This is a genomic window from Pseudomonas sp. Van50 (assembly GCF_055390755.1).
This window is the reverse complement of the sequence record NZ_AP024343.1, coordinates 1,172,468-1,187,454: the sequence shown is the minus strand read 5'-3', so window position 1 is coordinate 1,187,454 and position 14,987 is coordinate 1,172,468. Positions and strand designations below refer to the sequence as shown.

At 61.2% G+C, this 14,987-nt stretch carries 20 protein-coding genes and 1 pseudogene; 10 read left to right on the top strand and 11 right to left on the bottom strand.

Going from position 1 to position 14,987, the window contains the following annotated elements:
* Nucleotides 1–53 precede the first annotated feature (53 nt).
* The 8 genes from hisG to ACZ5M5_RS05020 all read right to left on the bottom strand — a co-directional run bounded on the left by hisG (nt 54) and on the right by ACZ5M5_RS05020 (nt 5,511).
* On the bottom strand, nt 54–689 hold the full coding sequence (hisG, locus tag ACZ5M5_RS05055; RefSeq protein WP_047228656.1) for an ATP phosphoribosyltransferase: 636 nt from the start codon (nt 687–689) through the stop codon (nt 54–56).
* A 127-nt stretch (nt 690–816) separates the two neighbouring features.
* A complete protein-coding gene (murA, locus tag ACZ5M5_RS05050; RefSeq protein ID WP_018614024.1) occupies nt 817–2,082 on the bottom strand; it encodes a UDP-N-acetylglucosamine 1-carboxyvinyltransferase in 1,266 nt (421 codons plus the stop codon).
* 22 nt (nt 2,083–2,104) lie between these two features.
* Nucleotides 2,105–2,344, bottom strand: a complete 240-nt coding sequence (locus ACZ5M5_RS05045; RefSeq protein WP_007953556.1) for a BolA family protein — start codon at nt 2,342–2,344, stop codon at nt 2,105–2,107.
* 114 nt (nt 2,345–2,458) lie between these two features.
* The gene (locus ACZ5M5_RS05040) at nt 2,459–2,764 is read right to left on the bottom strand and encodes an STAS domain-containing protein (RefSeq protein WP_072410951.1); all 306 of its coding nucleotides are present in this window, start codon (nt 2,762–2,764) and stop codon (nt 2,459–2,461) included.
* A gap of 8 nt (nt 2,765–2,772) precedes the next feature.
* Nucleotides 2,773–3,426 (bottom strand): MlaC/ttg2D family ABC transporter substrate-binding protein, encoded by a 654-nt coding sequence (locus tag ACZ5M5_RS05035; protein ID WP_060739150.1) that lies wholly within the window; start codon nt 3,424–3,426, stop codon nt 2,773–2,775.
* Nucleotides 3,427–3,437: 11 nt separating this feature from the next.
* Nucleotides 3,438–3,905 carry an outer membrane lipid asymmetry maintenance protein MlaD gene (gene mlaD, locus ACZ5M5_RS05030; protein ID WP_003178020.1) on the bottom strand — a complete coding sequence of 156 codons (468 nt, stop codon included), beginning with the start codon at nt 3,903–3,905 and terminating at the stop codon, nt 3,438–3,440.
* Nucleotides 3,905–4,702: a lipid asymmetry maintenance ABC transporter permease subunit MlaE gene (gene mlaE / locus ACZ5M5_RS05025; RefSeq protein ID WP_072346977.1), complete on the bottom strand. Its 798-nt coding sequence runs from the start codon at nt 4,700–4,702 to the stop codon at nt 3,905–3,907. The genes mlaD and mlaE overlap by 1 nt, the downstream gene beginning before the upstream one ends.
* Nucleotides 4,702–5,511, bottom strand: a complete 810-nt coding sequence (locus tag ACZ5M5_RS05020) for an ATP-binding cassette domain-containing protein (protein ID WP_092205009.1) — start codon at nt 5,509–5,511, stop codon at nt 4,702–4,704. Before ACZ5M5_RS05020 ends, mlaE begins: the two co-directional genes overlap by 1 nt.
* Nucleotides 5,512–5,784: 273 nt before the next feature.
* Between ACZ5M5_RS05020 and ACZ5M5_RS05015 the strand changes: the two genes are divergently transcribed.
* From ACZ5M5_RS05015 to ACZ5M5_RS04970, 10 genes and pseudogenes are all read left to right on the top strand, one after another.
* Entirely contained in the window at nt 5,785–6,759 is a 975-nt protein-coding gene (locus ACZ5M5_RS05015; RefSeq protein ID WP_060739153.1) for a KpsF/GutQ family sugar-phosphate isomerase, read from the top strand.
* On the top strand, nt 6,760–7,284 hold the full coding sequence (locus ACZ5M5_RS05010; protein ID WP_060739154.1) for a KdsC family phosphatase: 525 nt from the start codon (nt 6,760–6,762) through the stop codon (nt 7,282–7,284).
* A 7-nt stretch (nt 7,285–7,291) separates the two neighbouring features.
* Nucleotides 7,292–7,861 carry an LPS export ABC transporter periplasmic protein LptC gene (lptC, locus tag ACZ5M5_RS05005; RefSeq protein ID WP_060739155.1) on the top strand — a complete coding sequence of 190 codons (570 nt, stop codon included), beginning with the start codon at nt 7,292–7,294 and terminating at the stop codon, nt 7,859–7,861.
* On the top strand, nt 7,848–8,393 hold the full coding sequence (lptA, locus tag ACZ5M5_RS05000) for a lipopolysaccharide transport periplasmic protein LptA (protein ID WP_060739156.1): 546 nt from the start codon (nt 7,848–7,850) through the stop codon (nt 8,391–8,393). The genes lptC and lptA overlap by 14 nt, the downstream gene beginning before the upstream one ends.
* Nucleotides 8,393–9,118, top strand: coding sequence for an LPS export ABC transporter ATP-binding protein (gene lptB, locus ACZ5M5_RS04995; RefSeq protein WP_060739157.1), 726 nt, complete (start codon nt 8,393–8,395; stop codon nt 9,116–9,118). The genes lptA and lptB overlap by 1 nt, the downstream gene beginning before the upstream one ends.
* Before the next feature lie 164 nt (nt 9,119–9,282).
* Nucleotides 9,283–10,775 (top strand): annotated as a pseudogene (locus tag ACZ5M5_RS04990) (RNA polymerase factor sigma-54).
* Between the two features lie 76 nt (nt 10,776–10,851).
* Nucleotides 10,852–11,160 carry a ribosome hibernation-promoting factor, HPF/YfiA family gene (hpf, locus tag ACZ5M5_RS04985; protein ID WP_003178005.1) on the top strand — a complete coding sequence of 103 codons (309 nt, stop codon included), beginning with the start codon at nt 10,852–10,854 and terminating at the stop codon, nt 11,158–11,160.
* 12 nt (nt 11,161–11,172) lie between these two features.
* Nucleotides 11,173–11,637, top strand: a complete 465-nt coding sequence (gene ptsN, locus ACZ5M5_RS04980; RefSeq protein WP_060739159.1) for a PTS IIA-like nitrogen regulatory protein PtsN — start codon at nt 11,173–11,175, stop codon at nt 11,635–11,637.
* Nucleotides 11,638–11,639: 2 nt separating this feature from the next.
* Nucleotides 11,640–12,497 carry an RNase adapter RapZ gene (gene rapZ, locus ACZ5M5_RS04975; protein ID WP_018613998.1) on the top strand — a complete coding sequence of 286 codons (858 nt, stop codon included), beginning with the start codon at nt 11,640–11,642 and terminating at the stop codon, nt 12,495–12,497.
* 15 nt (nt 12,498–12,512) lie between these two features.
* Nucleotides 12,513–12,788, top strand: coding sequence for an HPr family phosphocarrier protein (locus ACZ5M5_RS04970; RefSeq protein ID WP_060739160.1), 276 nt, complete (start codon nt 12,513–12,515; stop codon nt 12,786–12,788).
* Nucleotides 12,789–12,985: 197 nt separating this feature from the next.
* Here the strand turns inward: ACZ5M5_RS04970 and ACZ5M5_RS04965 are convergent, their stop codons facing one another.
* Genes ACZ5M5_RS04965 through ACZ5M5_RS04955 form a run of 3 tightly spaced genes read right to left on the bottom strand, consistent with a single transcriptional unit; the run spans nt 12,986 to nt 14,962 of the window.
* Nucleotides 12,986–13,876: a ZIP family metal transporter gene (locus tag ACZ5M5_RS04965; RefSeq protein WP_060739161.1), complete on the bottom strand. Its 891-nt coding sequence runs from the start codon at nt 13,874–13,876 to the stop codon at nt 12,986–12,988.
* A 19-nt stretch (nt 13,877–13,895) separates the two neighbouring features.
* Entirely contained in the window at nt 13,896–14,519 is a 624-nt protein-coding gene (locus tag ACZ5M5_RS04960; RefSeq protein WP_060739162.1) for a superoxide dismutase, read from the bottom strand.
* Between the two features lie 2 nt (nt 14,520–14,521).
* Complete coding sequence (locus ACZ5M5_RS04955; RefSeq protein ID WP_072410865.1) at nt 14,522–14,962, bottom strand: hypothetical protein; 441 nt, start codon at nt 14,960–14,962, stop codon at nt 14,522–14,524.
* Nucleotides 14,963–14,987 lie beyond the last annotated feature (25 nt).

Below are 14,987 nucleotides of genomic sequence, written 5' to 3'. Positions count from 1 at the left end.
AAAATTGGCTATGACACGGATAGACGGGCGCGACTCAAGGTCGCGCAGGTGAATCAGCCGCGGTGTCGCGATTCCACTGCCTTGCGCAGGGTATCGATCAGAGCCTGGATACGAGCATGCTGCATTTTCATCGACGCCTTGTTGACGATCAGCCGGGAGGTGATGTCAGCAATGAAATCCTGGGGTTCCAGACCGTTGGCCCGCAGGGTGTTGCCGGTGTCGACCACGTCGATGATCTTGTCCGCCAGGCCGATCAGCGGCGCCAGCTCCATCGAACCGTACAGCTTGATGATGTCGACCTGACGGCCCTGCTCGGCGTAATAACGCTTGGCAATGTTGACGAACTTGGTCGCCACGCGCAAACGCCCCTTGGGCTCCGGCGCGCCGACTTTACCGGCGGTCATCAGCTTGCAACGGGCGATCCGCAGGTCCAGGGGCTCGTACAGGCCCTGGCCGCCGTATTCCATCAGCACGTCCTTGCCGGCAACGCCCAGGTCGGCGGCACCGTGTTCCACATAGGTCGGCACATCGGTGGCACGCACGATCAGCAAGCGCACGTCGGCCTGGGTCGTGGGGATGATCAGCTTGCGGCTCTTGTCCGGATTCTCGGTCGGCACGATGCCCGCTTCAGCCAGAAGCGGCAGGGTGTCGTCAAGGATGCGGCCCTTGGACAGTGCGATGGTCAACATGGGAAACGTCAGTCCTTATCAAGGTACTCATGCCCGGTCGCAAACGGCGCCGGACACACATCGAGGGTGCAAACACCCTCGATAAAACGAAATCAACGGACGCGTCCCTGCGCCCATGCAGCCGGAACTAGCCCGGCACGCGGCGGATCTTGGCGCCGAGCATCTGCAGTTTTTCTTCGATGCACTCGTAGCCACGGTCGATGTGGTAGATGCGGTCGATCAGGGTATCGCCTTCGGCAACCAGGGCCGAAATGACCAGGCTGGCCGAGGCCCGCAGGTCGGTGGCCATCACTGGCGCGCCCTTGAGCTTCTCGGTGCCGGTGACGATGGCCGTGTTGCCTTCGACCTGGATCTTGGCGCCCATGCGATGCAGTTCATAGACGTGCATGAAGCGGTTTTCGAAGATCGTCTCGATGACCGCGCCCGTGCCTTCGGCAATGGCGTTGAGGGAGATGAACTGCGCCTGCATGTCGGTCGGGAACGCCGGGTATGGAGCGGTCCGCACGTTGACAGCCTTGGGCCGCTTGCCGTGCATGTTCACTTCGATCCAGTCTTCGCCGCAGGTGACTTCGGCACCGGCTTCCTTGAGCTTCTCCAGGACGGCTTCGAGGATGGTCGGATCGGTGTCCTTGACCTTGACGCGGCCACCGGTGACGGCAGCGGCCACCAGGTAGGTGCCGGTTTCAATCCGATCCGGCATCACCTTGTAGGTGGCCGAATGCAGGCGCTCGACGCCATCGATGGTGATGGTGTCAGTACCGGCACCGCTGATCTTGGCGCCCATGGCGATCAGGAAGTTCGCCAGGTCGACCACTTCAGGTTCGCGGGCAGCGTTTTGCAGCACGCTGCGGCCCTTGGCCAGTGCGGCGGCCATCATGATGTTCTCGGTACCGGTCACGCTGACGGTATCGAAGAAGAAGTGCGCGCCGCGCAAGCCGCCTTCCGGCGCCTTGGCCTTGATGTAGCCACCTTCGACGTCGATCACCGCGCCCATGGCTTCCAGGCCGCGGATGTGCAGGTCCACCGGACGCGAGCCGATGGCGCAACCGCCAGGCAAGGCGACTTCGGCTTCACCGAAACGGGCGACCATCGGGCCCAGCACCAGGATCGACGCACGCATGGTTTTCACCAGCTCGTACGGAGCGATCAGGGTCTTGATGGTGCGTGGGTCGATCTCGACGCTGAGCTTCTCGTCGATCACCGGCTCGATACCCATGCGGCCGAACAGCTCGATCATCGTGGTGATGTCGTGCAGGTGCGGCAGGTTGGCCACGGTCACAGGACCATCGCACAGCAGGGTTGCGGCCAGGATTGGCAGGGCGGAGTTCTTTGCCCCGGAGATACGGATTTCGCCATCAAGACGAACGCCGCCGGTAATAATCAGTTTATCCATAAGAATCTCGAGGCCCTTGGGCTCAGGTGCGCTCGGCCCAGGCCGCGCTGCTGAAAAATTTCATCGTGACCGCGTGGATGCTGCCATCGGCAATCCATGGGTTCAAATGGGCATAGATGCTCTGCTGACGCTTCACTGGGCTCAATGCCGCCAGTTCATCGCTGATCACGTTCAGCTGGAAGTTGCAGCCTTCGCCTTCAACTTCCACCTGCGTACCAGGCAGCTTTCCTTCAAGGAAGCTCTTCACTTCTACAGCCTGCATGCTCAACCTCAATCGGCGCCCTGTGCGCGCGGGTCGCACATCATACAAAAAAGCCCCGCGCCTGCGAACCCCGCGAAGCAGGACTCTGACGGGGGGACTTTTCCAACAATGTGGTCAGGAGTGCGCCAACAGCTCGGTCAGCTCGCTGACCTGGGCTATTTCGCGCATGTCTTCGGGCATCCCACGGATGCTCCACGTTTTGCCAGCCGCCTTGGCGTCCCGCATGAAGCACAGCAGCAGCGACAAGCCGACACTGCTGGACTTCTGCACTGCCGAGCAGTCAATGACCACCTCGGCGGCACCGACGGACTTGATCAGCGCCTGGCCCTGCTTGCGCAAGGCCGGGCCGGTGCGGTAGTCCAGCACGCCACTGAGCAGCAGCTCACCGGCGCCGCCCAGACGAACGGCCGACTCACTCACCGACTCGATCATTGTTCCTGCTTCTCTTTGGCTTCTTCGGTCACTTCCTTGGCCTTGGCGACTTCGCCGGCCCAACCGTCGATGGTCTTGTCCAGGTCGTTGCCATTGCGCTGCATCGCGTCAGCGAACTGATCGCGGAACAGCTTGCCAATGTTGATGCCGTTGATGATCACGTTGCGCACTTTCCACTCGCTGTTGATCTTCTCCAGCGTGTAGGACACAGGGTAGACCGCGCCATTGTTGCCCTTGACCTGCATGTCGACGCTGGTGCGGGTGCCGCTTTCGTCCTTGGCCGGGGAAACGGTGATGCCCTGGTTGTTGTATTCCAGCAAGGCGTTGCCATAGAACTGCATCAGGCTGCGCTTGAAGTTCTCCTGGAAGCGGGTCATCTGCGCCGGGGTTGCCTTGCGCGAGTACTTGACGGTCATGATGCTCTTGGAGATGCCATCGGCGTCCACCACAGGGCCGACGATGCCATTCAGCGCGTCATAGAACGCGCTGGGGTCCTGCTTGTATTTCTCTTTATTGGCGGCAAGGTCCGCCAACAACCGGGTGGTCGTGTCCTGGATGATGTCATGGGCCGAAGGCGCGGCCACTGCGTTGGCCATCAACGGCAGCGCCGCGAGCAGCACCAACAGGCTACGTCGCAAGATAGAGATCATTCAAAAGCTCCTCATTTGGCGTCTTTGCTAACGGTATTGAGCAGGAATTTACCGATCAGGTCCTCGAGCACCAGGGACGACTGCGTGTCATGGATGACGCCGCCGTCCTTGAGCACGGTGTCTTCCCCTCCCACGCTGATGCCAATGTATTTCTCGCCCAGCAGCCCGGCCGTGAGGATAGATGCAGTGGAGTCAGTCGGCAGGTTGTCCACGCGCTTTTCCAGCTGCAGCGTCACCCGACCGGTGAAATCCTCGCGGTTCAGATCGATTGCCGTGACCTTGCCGATGGTCACACCGGCCATGGTCACCTTGGCTCTGACCGTCAAACCGGCGATATTGTCGAAGTTGGCATAAAGTTTATAAGTATCGGTGCTTGCCGTCGGCGCCAGGCCACTGACCCGCAAGGCCAGCAGCAGCAAAGCCAGGATGCCAGCCAGCAAGAAAAGGCCGACACCGATTTCCAGGGTGCGGTTTTGCATCAGAAATCTCCAAACATCAAGGCGGTCAGAATAAAGTCAAGGCCCAGGACCGCCAGCGAGGCGTACACCACGGTCTTGGTTGTGGCACGGCTGATCCCCTCTGAAGTGGGCTCACAGTCATAGCCTTGAAACACGGCGATCCAGGTCACGACGAACGCGAACACGGCACTTTTGATCACGCCATTGAGGACATCGTCGAGGAAGTCGACACTGTTTTGCATGTTCGACCAGTAGGACCCTTCATAGACCCCCAGCCAGTCGACGGCCACCCAGGAGCCGCCCCAGATCCCCACGACGCTGAAAATCATCGCCAGCACCGGCAGGGAAATGAAGCCGGCCCACAGGCGCGGGGCAATGATGTACTTGAGTGGGTCGACACCGATCATTTCCAGGCTGGACAACTGCTCGGTGGACTTCATGTTACCGATTTCAGCCGTCAGCGCCGAACCGGCTCGCCCGGCGAACAGCAGCGCCGTCACCACGGGGCCCAGCTCACGCAGCAGCGTCAGGGCGACCATCTGCCCCACCGCCTGCTCCGAACCGTAGCTGGACAAAATGCTGAAGCCCTGCAGCGCCAGCACCATGCCGATGAAGATCCCGGAGACCACGATGATCACCAGGGACATCACGCCCACCGAGTGCAACTGCTTGACCAGCAGGCCAAAGCCGCCGCCTGTCGCGTTGCGACCGAGCAAGGCGTGCATCAGGAACAGCGAGGAACGGCCCAGCACCGCCACCACATCGATGCCGGAGCGACCGAACAGACGAATTCTTTCCAACAGTGATTTCTTGCGCATCAGCGCTTCCCCAGCAGATCGGTACGGTAATCCGTGGCCGGAAAATGGAACGCCACCGGCCCGTCCGGATCACCCTTCATGAATTGGCGAATACGCGGGTTGTCCGAATCCGCCAGTTCCTGCGGTGTGCCCTGCCCCAGCACCTGGCCATCGCCGACCACATAGATGTAGTCGGCAATGCTGGCGGTTTCGGCCAGGTCATGGGAGACCACGATACTGGTGATGCCCAGTGCATCGTTGAGCAGGCGGATCAGGCGCACGAGCACACCCATGGCGATCGGGTCCTGGCCGACGAAGGGTTCGTCGTACATGAGGATCTTCGGATCGAGGGCAATCGCCCGCGCCAGCGCGACCCGCCGCTTCATGCCGCCGGACAGCTCGTCGGGCATCAGGTCGATGGCGCCACGCAGCCCGACGGCCTGCAACTTGAGCAGGACGATGTCGCGGATCATCTCTTCCGGCAGGTCGGTATGGACCCGCAGCGGAAACGCCACGTTCTCGAACACATCGAGGTCGGTGAACAGCGCGCCGCTCTGGAACAGCACGCCCATGTGCTTGCGCGCATCGAACAGGTCGCTGCGAGACAATTGGGGAAGATTCTGGCCATTGACCCAGACTTCGCCGGCGCTGGGACGCAGCTGCGCGCCCATCAGCCGCAGCAGCGTGGTCTTGCCACACCCGGAGGGCCCCATGATGCCGGTGACCTTGCCCCGTGGTATGCGAATATCGATGTCATTGAAAATGCTGCGCGTCCCTCGCTTGAAGGACAGTCCCTTCAGCTCGACCGCGTAGGCGTTGTCGGCACTCATCTAAACTCCTTGCGATGCAGCCTCACATTCGAATGCCCTGGGCAGCCGACAAGCGCCGGCACCGCCGGGCACGCGAACCGGCGGCGAACTATATCACTGCAACAGCCAAGCGCCCAAGGCCAACGCCCCGCCCGTTAAGCCTGGCTTAAGGTAAAAGCCACATTTTATGTCAAACGTTGCGGCCCCTTGAACAAAGCATGACGAACTTACGTGAGGGAATTGTTCATTACCGCTATAATCGCCACCTTTTCATCGGGCTATACGATTTCAGACATGAGCCAATCCAGCGACCTGATTCAATCGGCACAACGTACCATCCGCCTCGAGCTCGAAGCCGTGCAAGGCTTGCTGCCCCATATCGACGCTGATTTCGTACGCGCCTGCGAGATGATTCTGGCCAGCAAGGGCCGCGTCGTCGTGGTCGGCATGGGCAAGTCCGGGCACATCGGCAACAAGATCGCCGCCACCCTCGCCAGCACCGGCACCACGGCCTTTTTCGTCCATCCGGCCGAAGCCAGTCATGGCGACATGGGCATGATCACCCGGGACGACATCATCCTGGCCCTGTCCAACTCCGGCTCCACCAACGAGATCATCACCCTGCTGCCGCTGATCAAGCGCCTGGGCATCCAGTTGATCAGCGTGACCGGCAACCCCGACTCGCCGCTGGCCAAGGCCGCCGAAGTGAACCTCAATGTGCATGTCGAGCACGAGGCCTGCCCATTGAACCTGGCGCCAACCTCCTCCACCACCGCGGCCCTGGTCATGGGCGACGCCCTGGCCGTGGCGCTGCTGGAAGCCCGGGGCTTCACTGCGGAAGACTTCGCCTTTTCCCATCCCGGTGGCGCCCTCGGCCGTCGCCTGCTGCTGAAAGTCGAAAACGTGATGCACGCCGGCCAGGAACTGCCACAGGTCGTGCGCGGCACGCTGCTCAAGGACGCGCTCATGGAGATGACTCGCAAGGGCCTGGGCATGACGGTTATTCTCGAAGCCGACGGCAAGCTCGCCGGGATCTTCACCGACGGCGACCTGCGTCGCACCCTGGACCGCACCATCGACATCCACAGTGCGACCATCGAGCAAGTCATGACCCCCCACGGCAAGACCGCCCGCGCCGAGATGCTCGCCGCCGAGGCCCTGAAAATCATGGAAGACCACAAGATCAGCGCCCTGGTGGTCGTCGATGACGAAGACCGTCCGGTGGGCGCCCTGAACATGCACGATCTGCTGCGTGCGGGAGTCATGTAAATGAACACAGACCTGTTGCAACGTGGCAAAGCCATCAAGCTGGCCGTGTTCGATGTGGACGGCGTGCTGACCGACGGCCGCCTGTACTTCCTCGAAGACGGCAGCGAATTCAAGACTTTCAACACCCTCGACGGCCAAGGCATCAAGATGTTGATGGCCGCCGGCGTACAGACCGCTATCATCAGCGGCCGCAAGACCCCGGTGGTCGAACGGCGTGCGAAGAACCTCGGCATCCCGCACCTTTACCAGGGACGCGAAGACAAACTGGTGGTGCTGGACGAGCTTCTGGGTCAACTCAACCTAAGCTATGAACAGGTGGCCTACCTCGGTGACGACCTGCCAGACCTGCCGGTGATTCGCCGGGTCGGCCTGGGCATGGCGGTCGCCAACGCGGCCAGCTTCGTGCGCGAGCATGCCCACGGCATCACCACGGCGCGAGGTGGCGAAGGTGCTGCCCGCGAATTCTGTGAACTGATCCTGCGTGCCCAGGGCCGCCTCGAAGCGGCCAACGCCGCGTACCTGTGAGCCATTTATGCTGAGCAAAAAGATTCGCACCATTGTGGTGTTTGCCTGTATCGCGGCGATTTTCGCCGCGGTGGGCTATTGGAACATCAGCCCCGAACGGTTTCTCGACCAGCCTGCGGCCCAGGTCGAGGAACGGATCGACTGGTACGCGACCAACACCCATACCCTGCAGTACCTGCCCGACGGCAAAGTGCAGTATGAGATGACGTCCGACAAGGTTGACCACGTAAAGGCCACTGACATTACGCTGGTCACCAAGCCGGACCTGAACATGTTCCGCGGCACCGAATTCCCGTGGCACGTGCAGAGCGAGCACGCCGAAGTCAATTCCGGCGGCACCGAAGTGGAGCTGATCGACTCGGTACGCGTCGCCCGAACCGACGAGAAAAACCGCACGACCATCATCACCAGCACACGCATGACCGTGTTCCCACAGCAAGAATATGCGCAGACCGAGCAACCCGTTAGAATCGACGGCGCCGGGGGTGTATCGACCGGCACGGGCATGAAAGCGTATTTGAAGGAAAGCAGGATACACCTGCTATCGAACGTAAGAGGACAGTATGAAGCTCGCTAAAACCCTCCCTATTTTGCTCAGTCTGGGCGCAGCACTGGGAAGCGCGAGCGCCTGGGCTCTTCCCAACGACCGCGACCAGCCTATCCGCATCCAGGCCGACGACGCCCAACTCGACGACAAGAATGGCGTCGCCACCTATAAAGGCGACGTGATCATCACCCAGGGCTCGATGAAGGTCACCGGCAACACCGTGACCATCACCCGCACCCCGACCGGCGATATCGATGTGGTGACCTCGGTGGGCAACCTGGCCTATTTCGAGCAGCTGCAAACCGCGGGCGATACCAAGCCGGTACAGGGCTACGGGGTCACCATCCAATACCACGCCTCCCAGGACCGCGTGGTCCTGATCGACCGTGCCAAGGTCGTCGACAAGGACAACAACGTCACCCAGGGCGAGAAAATCGTCTACGACACCGTCAAGAAACTGGCCAGCGCCGGCCGCGCCACCGGCAGCAAAGTGACCGAGCAGCGTCCGCGGATCGACATGGTGATCCAGCCTAAAAAGAAAACCGAGCAGAAGGCCCAGTAATGGCAACTCTGAAAGCCCAGCACTTGGCCAAGAGCTACAAGGGCCGGCAAGTCGTGCGTGATGTCAGCCTGTCCATCGACAGCGGCCAGATCGTCGGCCTGCTCGGCCCCAATGGCGCGGGCAAGACCACCTGCTTCTATATGATCGTCGGCCTGGTCCAGGCCGATCAGGGGCGCGTGCTGATCGACGACCTGGATGTCAGCCACCAGCCGATGCACGGCCGGGCGAAGGCCGGCATCGGCTATTTGCCGCAAGAAGCGTCGATCTTCCGCAAACTGTCGGTTGCCGACAACATCATGGCGATCCTCGAGACCCGCAAGGAGCTCGACAAGGCCGGCCGTCGCCAGGAGCTGGAAAGCCTGCTGCAGGAATTCCACATCAACCACATTCGCGACAACCTGGGCATGAGCCTGTCGGGCGGCGAACGGCGCCGTGTGGAAATCGCCCGTGCCTTGGCCACCGCACCGAAGTTCATCCTGCTCGACGAACCGTTCGCCGGCGTGGACCCGATCTCGGTGGGCGACATCAAGCAGATCATCCATCACCTCAAGGCCAAGGGCATCGGCGTACTGATCACCGACCACAACGTGCGCGAGACCCTGGACATCTGCGAAACCGCCTACATTGTCAATGACGGCCAATTGATCGCCGAAGGTGACTCCGCCGCGATCCTGGCCAACGACCTGGTCAAGGAAGTGTACCTGGGCCATGAGTTCCGCCTGTAAGCACACGTGTCTGGCGAATTGCCCGGGCGTCGTTTAATTTTATTATGGCGACGCTCTAGGCAAACACTTCGGTTTCAGGCATATAATTTGCTTAAGTTTGGCGCTCCGGCGCCCTGTAGTGGATGGCGCATGTGCGCCGGCGAATAAGGTGTTAAGCCCCTGCCATGAAACCATCGCTAGTCTTGAGAATGGGCCAGCAGCTGACGATGACACCGCAGCTGCAACAGGCCATCCGCCTGCTCCAATTGTCGACCCTGGACCTGCAACAGGAAATCCAGGAGGCCCTGGAGTCCAATCCGATGCTCGAACGCCAGGAAGAAGGCGACGACTTCGATAACACCGATCCGCTGGCCGACAACGTCGAGCAGAAGACCAACACCGAGATCCCGGAACCGTCCTACCAGGAAACCGCCCCGACGGTGGATAACCTCGAGGATGGCGAATGGAACGAGCGCATCCCCAACGAGCTGCCCGTGGACACGGCCTGGGAAGATGTCTACCAGACCAGCGCCAGCAACCTGCCCAGCAGCGATGACGACGAGTGGGACTTCACCACCCGTACCTCGGCCGGCGAAAGCCTGCAAAGCCACCTGCTGTGGCAACTGAACCTGGCACCGATGTCCGACACCGATCGCCTGATCGCCGTGACCCTGATCGATTGCATCAACAACCAGGGCTACCTGGACGAGACCCTCGAAGAAATCCTCGAAGCCTTCGACCCCGAGCTCGACATCGAGCTGGACGAGATCGAAGCCGTCCTCCATCGCATCCAGCAATTCGAACCGGCCGGCATCGGCGCCCGCAACCTGGGCGAGTGCCTGCTGCTGCAACTGCGCCAGTTGCCTGCCAAGACGCCATGGCTGGCCGAAGCCAAGCGGTTGGTCACCGATTACATCGACCTGCTGGGCGGTCGCGACTACAGCCAGTTGATGCGACGCATGAAGCTCAAGGAAGATGAGCTGCGCCAGGTCATCGAGCTGGTACAGAGCCTCAACCCGCGCCCCGGCTCGCAGATCGAATCCACTGAACCTGAGTACGTGGTCCCCGATGTGATCGTGCGCAAGCACAACGATCGCTGGCTGGTGGAGCTCAACCAGGAGTCGGTGCCCAAGCTGCGGGTCAACGCCCAGTACGCCGGCTTCGTCAAGCGCGCCGACACCAGCGCCGACAACACCTTCATGCGCAACCAGTTGCAGGAGGCCCGCTGGTTCATCAAGAGCCTGCAGAGCCGCAACGAAACCCTGATGAAAGTGGCCACCCAGATCGTCGAGCATCAGCGCGGCTTCCTGGAGTACGGCGATGAGGCGATGAAACCGTTGGTCCTGCATGACATTGCCGAGGCAGTGGGCATGCACGAGTCGACGATTTCCCGGGTGACCACCCAGAAATTCATGCATACCCCCGGGGCATCTATGAATTGAAATACTTTTTCTCCAGCCATGTCAGCACCTCCGAAGGCGGCGAATGCTCGTCCACGGCCATCCGCGCGATCATCAAAAAACTGGTGGCCGCGGAAAATCAGAAAAAGCCGTTGAGTGACAGCAAGATCGCTGGTTTACTGGAGGCACAAGGCATTCAGGTGGCCCGCCGTACCGTCGCCAAATACCGCGAATCCCTCGGGATCGCGCCTTCGAGCGAACGCAAGCGGTTGATGTAACAGGCCACGCCACAGCGTTCCAGTGGCAGGCATTTCTGCCTGCCGCTTTATGCACTGGCAACGAAGGAGAAGCTGTATGCAAGTCAACATCAGTGGACACCAACTGGAAGTGACCGAACCCCTGCGCACCTACATCGGCGAAAAACTCGACCGGTTGGAGAGGCATTTCGACAAGATCACCAACGTGCAAGTCACGATGAACGTCGAGAAGCTGCTGCAGAAAATCGAAGCCACGCTGCATATCCCCGGCGGAGAAGTGGTCGCCAACGCAGAGCACACAGACATGTATGCCGCGATTGACCTGCTGACCGACAAGCTGGATCGCCAACTCAAAAAGCATAAGGAAAAGACCCAGAGCCTCCTCCAGGGCGCGACCGGTCGTTAACCCCCCCAATCCATGATCCGACTAGAAAAGATCCTGACCCCCGGCCGTTCCCTAGTGAACGCGCCGGGCGGCAGCAAAAAGAAAGCCCTCGAACAAACTGCCAACCTGATCCACCGCGAGGTACCGGATCTGGGAATGCAGGACGTCTTCGAGGCGCTGGTTGCCCGTGAAAAACTCGGTTCCACCGGTTTTGGCAACGGCATCGCCATTCCCCATTGCCGCCTCAAGGGTTGTACCGCGCCCATCAGCGCACTGTTGCACCTTGAAGCCCCCATAGATTTCGACGCCATCGACGGCGCCCCGGTCGACCTGCTGTTCGTATTGCTGGTTCCGGAAGCGGCGACCGATGCGCACCTCGAGCTGCTGCGCCAGATCGCCAGCATGCTGGACCGCAAGGAAGTGCGCGAAAAACTGCGCAGCGCGCCGAGTAACGAAGCTCTGTACCAGGTGGTCCTGGACGAGCAGAACGGTCATTAAACATGCGCATGATCATCGTCAGTGGCCGCTCCGGCTCCGGTAAAAGCACGGCCCTCAACGTGCTTGAGGACAGCGGCTACTATTGCATCGACAACCTGCCCGCCGGCCTGCTGCCGGAACTGGCCGAGCGCGCCCTGATCCACACCGAGCTGGCGCAGCCGCTGGTGGCGGTGTCCATCGATGCGCGCAACCTGCCGAGCCACCTGTCGCGCTTTCCCGAACTGCTCGAGGAAGTGCGCAGCCGGCATATTCAATGCGATGTGTTGTACCTGGATGCCGATGAGGAGACGCTGCTCAAGCGTTTTTCCGAAACCCGCCGGCGTCACCCGTTGAGCAACGCCAACCGCTCCCTGGCCGAAGCCATCGAGGATGAAAGCCAGCTATTGGGGCCGATCGCCGACCTGGCGGACCTGAAGGTCAACACCACGCACCTGAACCTGTATCAGTTGCGCGACACGATCAAGCTGCGCCTGCTGAACCAACCGGAGCCGGGCACGGCGTTCCTGGTGGAGTCGTTCGGCTTCAAGCGTGGCATGCCGGTAGACGCCGACCTGGTGTTCGATGTGCGTTGCCTGCCCAACCCTTATTGGAAACCGGAACTGCGCGAGCAGTCCGGGCTCGATCAGCCGGTGATCGACTACCTGGCCGCACAGCCGGACGTCGAGGAAATGTACCAGGACATCTCCAGCTACCTGCTCAAATGGCTACCCCGCTTTGCCGCCAGCAACCGCGCCTATGTCACGATCGCCATCGGCTGTACCGGCGGTCACCACCGCTCCGTCTACCTGACCGAACGCCTGGGTCAGCTCCTGCAACAATCCCTGAAGAATGTCCAGGTTCGCCACCGCGACCTCAGCTAAAGGATTCACACCGCGATGCCTGCTCAGGAAATTGAAATCATCAACAAGCTGGGTTTGCATGCCCGAGCGTCGGCCAAGTTTGTCGGAGTCGCGGGACAGTTCAAGGACACCACCATCAGGGTCGGCCGCACACCGGAGTCCACGGTCGACGGCAAAAGCATCATGGCAATGATGATGCTCGCCGCCGGCAAGGGCACCAAGATCCACCTGAGCACTGAAGGGGATCAGGCGCAGGAAGCGATGAATGCCTTGGTAGACCTGATCAACCGATATTTCGACGAAGGCGAGTAACGGCCCCAGGACTCGAATCGAGCTTGTTGTGGCAACGGGATTTTTTGTGGGAGCAAAGCTTGCTCGCGATGGAGGCGACTCGGCAACTCCGAAACCGAGGCGCCTGTATCGCGAGCAAGCTTTGCTCCCACTGATCCCTTCGCCACAGATAATAAATCCCTTCTCCGCAGGTGTCGGTGTTCTCAACGCCTTCGCTGTCACGCCAACGCCGTATCCAGCACCATCATCAGGCAAAACCCCACCAACAACCCCAGGCTCGCCAGTTTCTCGTGACCATTGCGGCGGGATTCGGGAATGACTTCGTGGGTCACCACCAGCAGCATCGCCCCAGCCGCCAACGCCAGGCCCAGGGGCAAGAGCATCTCGGCCAGGCTCACCAACCAGGCGCACAGCAGCGCGAACACGGGCTCGACCAGCCCTGACGCCGCGCCAATCAGGAACGCCCTGACCCGCGACATACCCGCCGTAGCCAGCACCAGCGCGATCACCAGCCCTTCAGGGACATCCTGCAAGGCGATGCCCATCGCCAGGCTGTCGGCATCCGGCATGCCGCCGCCCGCCGACACGCCCACCGCCATGCCTTCTGGAATGTTGTGGGCGATGATGGCGAACACGAACAACCAGATCCGCGGCGCAATGATCGGGCGTCCCGGTGCCGCCACCAGCCTTTCGGGGCTGGCCGAAACCTTGCGGTCCACCAGGTACAGCCCGAACGCCCCCGACAGAATGCCAAAGCAGATAAGGCCGCTGGCCGCCCAAGGCGTGAATCCCAACTGCTCGGCCGCGGCAATGCCCGGCACGATCAGCGAAAACGCCGTGGCCGCGAGCATCACCCCGGCACCGAAGCCCAGCAGCGAATCGCTCACGGCCTGGGGCATGCGCCGGATGACCAGCACCGGCACGGCCCCCAGCGCGGTGCCCAAGGCACAAAGTCCGCCGCCCTGAAGGGCTCGCAACAGCCTGGGCTCCAGGTCCAGCCACGCCAGGCCCTGGGCCGCCAACAACGTCATCCCGGCCAACAGCAGCAATGACCCCAAGGCATAGCGGAACATCCGCCCGCTTCCAATCGCCAGTGTTTGAGTATCCATAGTCAGCCTTGGAGGGTGTTCATGAAGGACTCGACGCCAGCGCCGCCTGATAGCGTCGGGCGACTTCAGGCCAATTGATCACGTTGTAGAAGGCGCTGATGTATTCCGGACGACGGTTCTGATAGCGCAGGTAATAGGCATGCTCCCAGACGTCCAGGCCAAGAATCGGCGTGTTGCCATTCATCAGCGGACTGTCCTGGTTGCCGCTGCTTTCCACCACCAGGGTCTTTTGCGGGGTCACGCTCAACCACGCCCAGCCGCTGCCGAAACGAGTCAGTGCCGCTTTGGTGAACGCTTCCTTGAAACGCTCGATACCACCCAGTTGCGCATCGATCGCCGCCGCCAGGGCGCCCTCGGGCAGGCCGCCGCCCTGAGGCGTCATCACCTCCCAGAACAACGAATGATTGGCATGGCCACCGCCCTGGTTGATCACCGCCGCCTTCAGGCTGGGCGGCAACTGCTCCACGCTGGACACCAGTTTTTCGACGGGCCATCCGGCGTATTCGGTGCCGTCCACCGCCGCGTTGAGGTTATTGATGTAGGTCTGGTGATGCTTGGTGTAATGGATCTCCATGGTTTGCGCATCGATGTGCGGTTCCAGGGCATCGTAGGCGTAGGGCAATGCAGGCAAGGTGAAAGCCATGTTCAATGAACTCCATAATGAAGAGGGGCATTGCGCTGCCGGGGCGTAGCGGCATTGCAATGCAGCAGGCGCTGGGTGCGTGGGTACTCACCGTGCTCGCTGATGAAATTCAGCAGTTCGACGTAGGTCTTGTGGCTCTGGCGCTGAGCGGCGGCGCGCAGGGCCGGAGCCAGGCGTTCGTCCTGCATCGTCTGCAACAGCCGTTGGTGGATCGCACACAAGTATTCGGCGCTCTCCTCCGGCTGGTTCAGGCGCAAGTGCAGGTCCGCCAGGTTGTGATGGGAGACGACGCAAGCAGCGACTGCTTCGTCGGCATCCGCCCAGCGCTCGAACAACACTTGGGCCAGCGCCAGGGCTTGCAGGTAGGCTTCGCGGGCATCCACCAGCTCGCCCAGCATGAAACAGCGATTGGCCCGTTCGATCGTACGTTTCCAGTGTTCCATGGTGAGTCCTCCACACAGGTGTCGG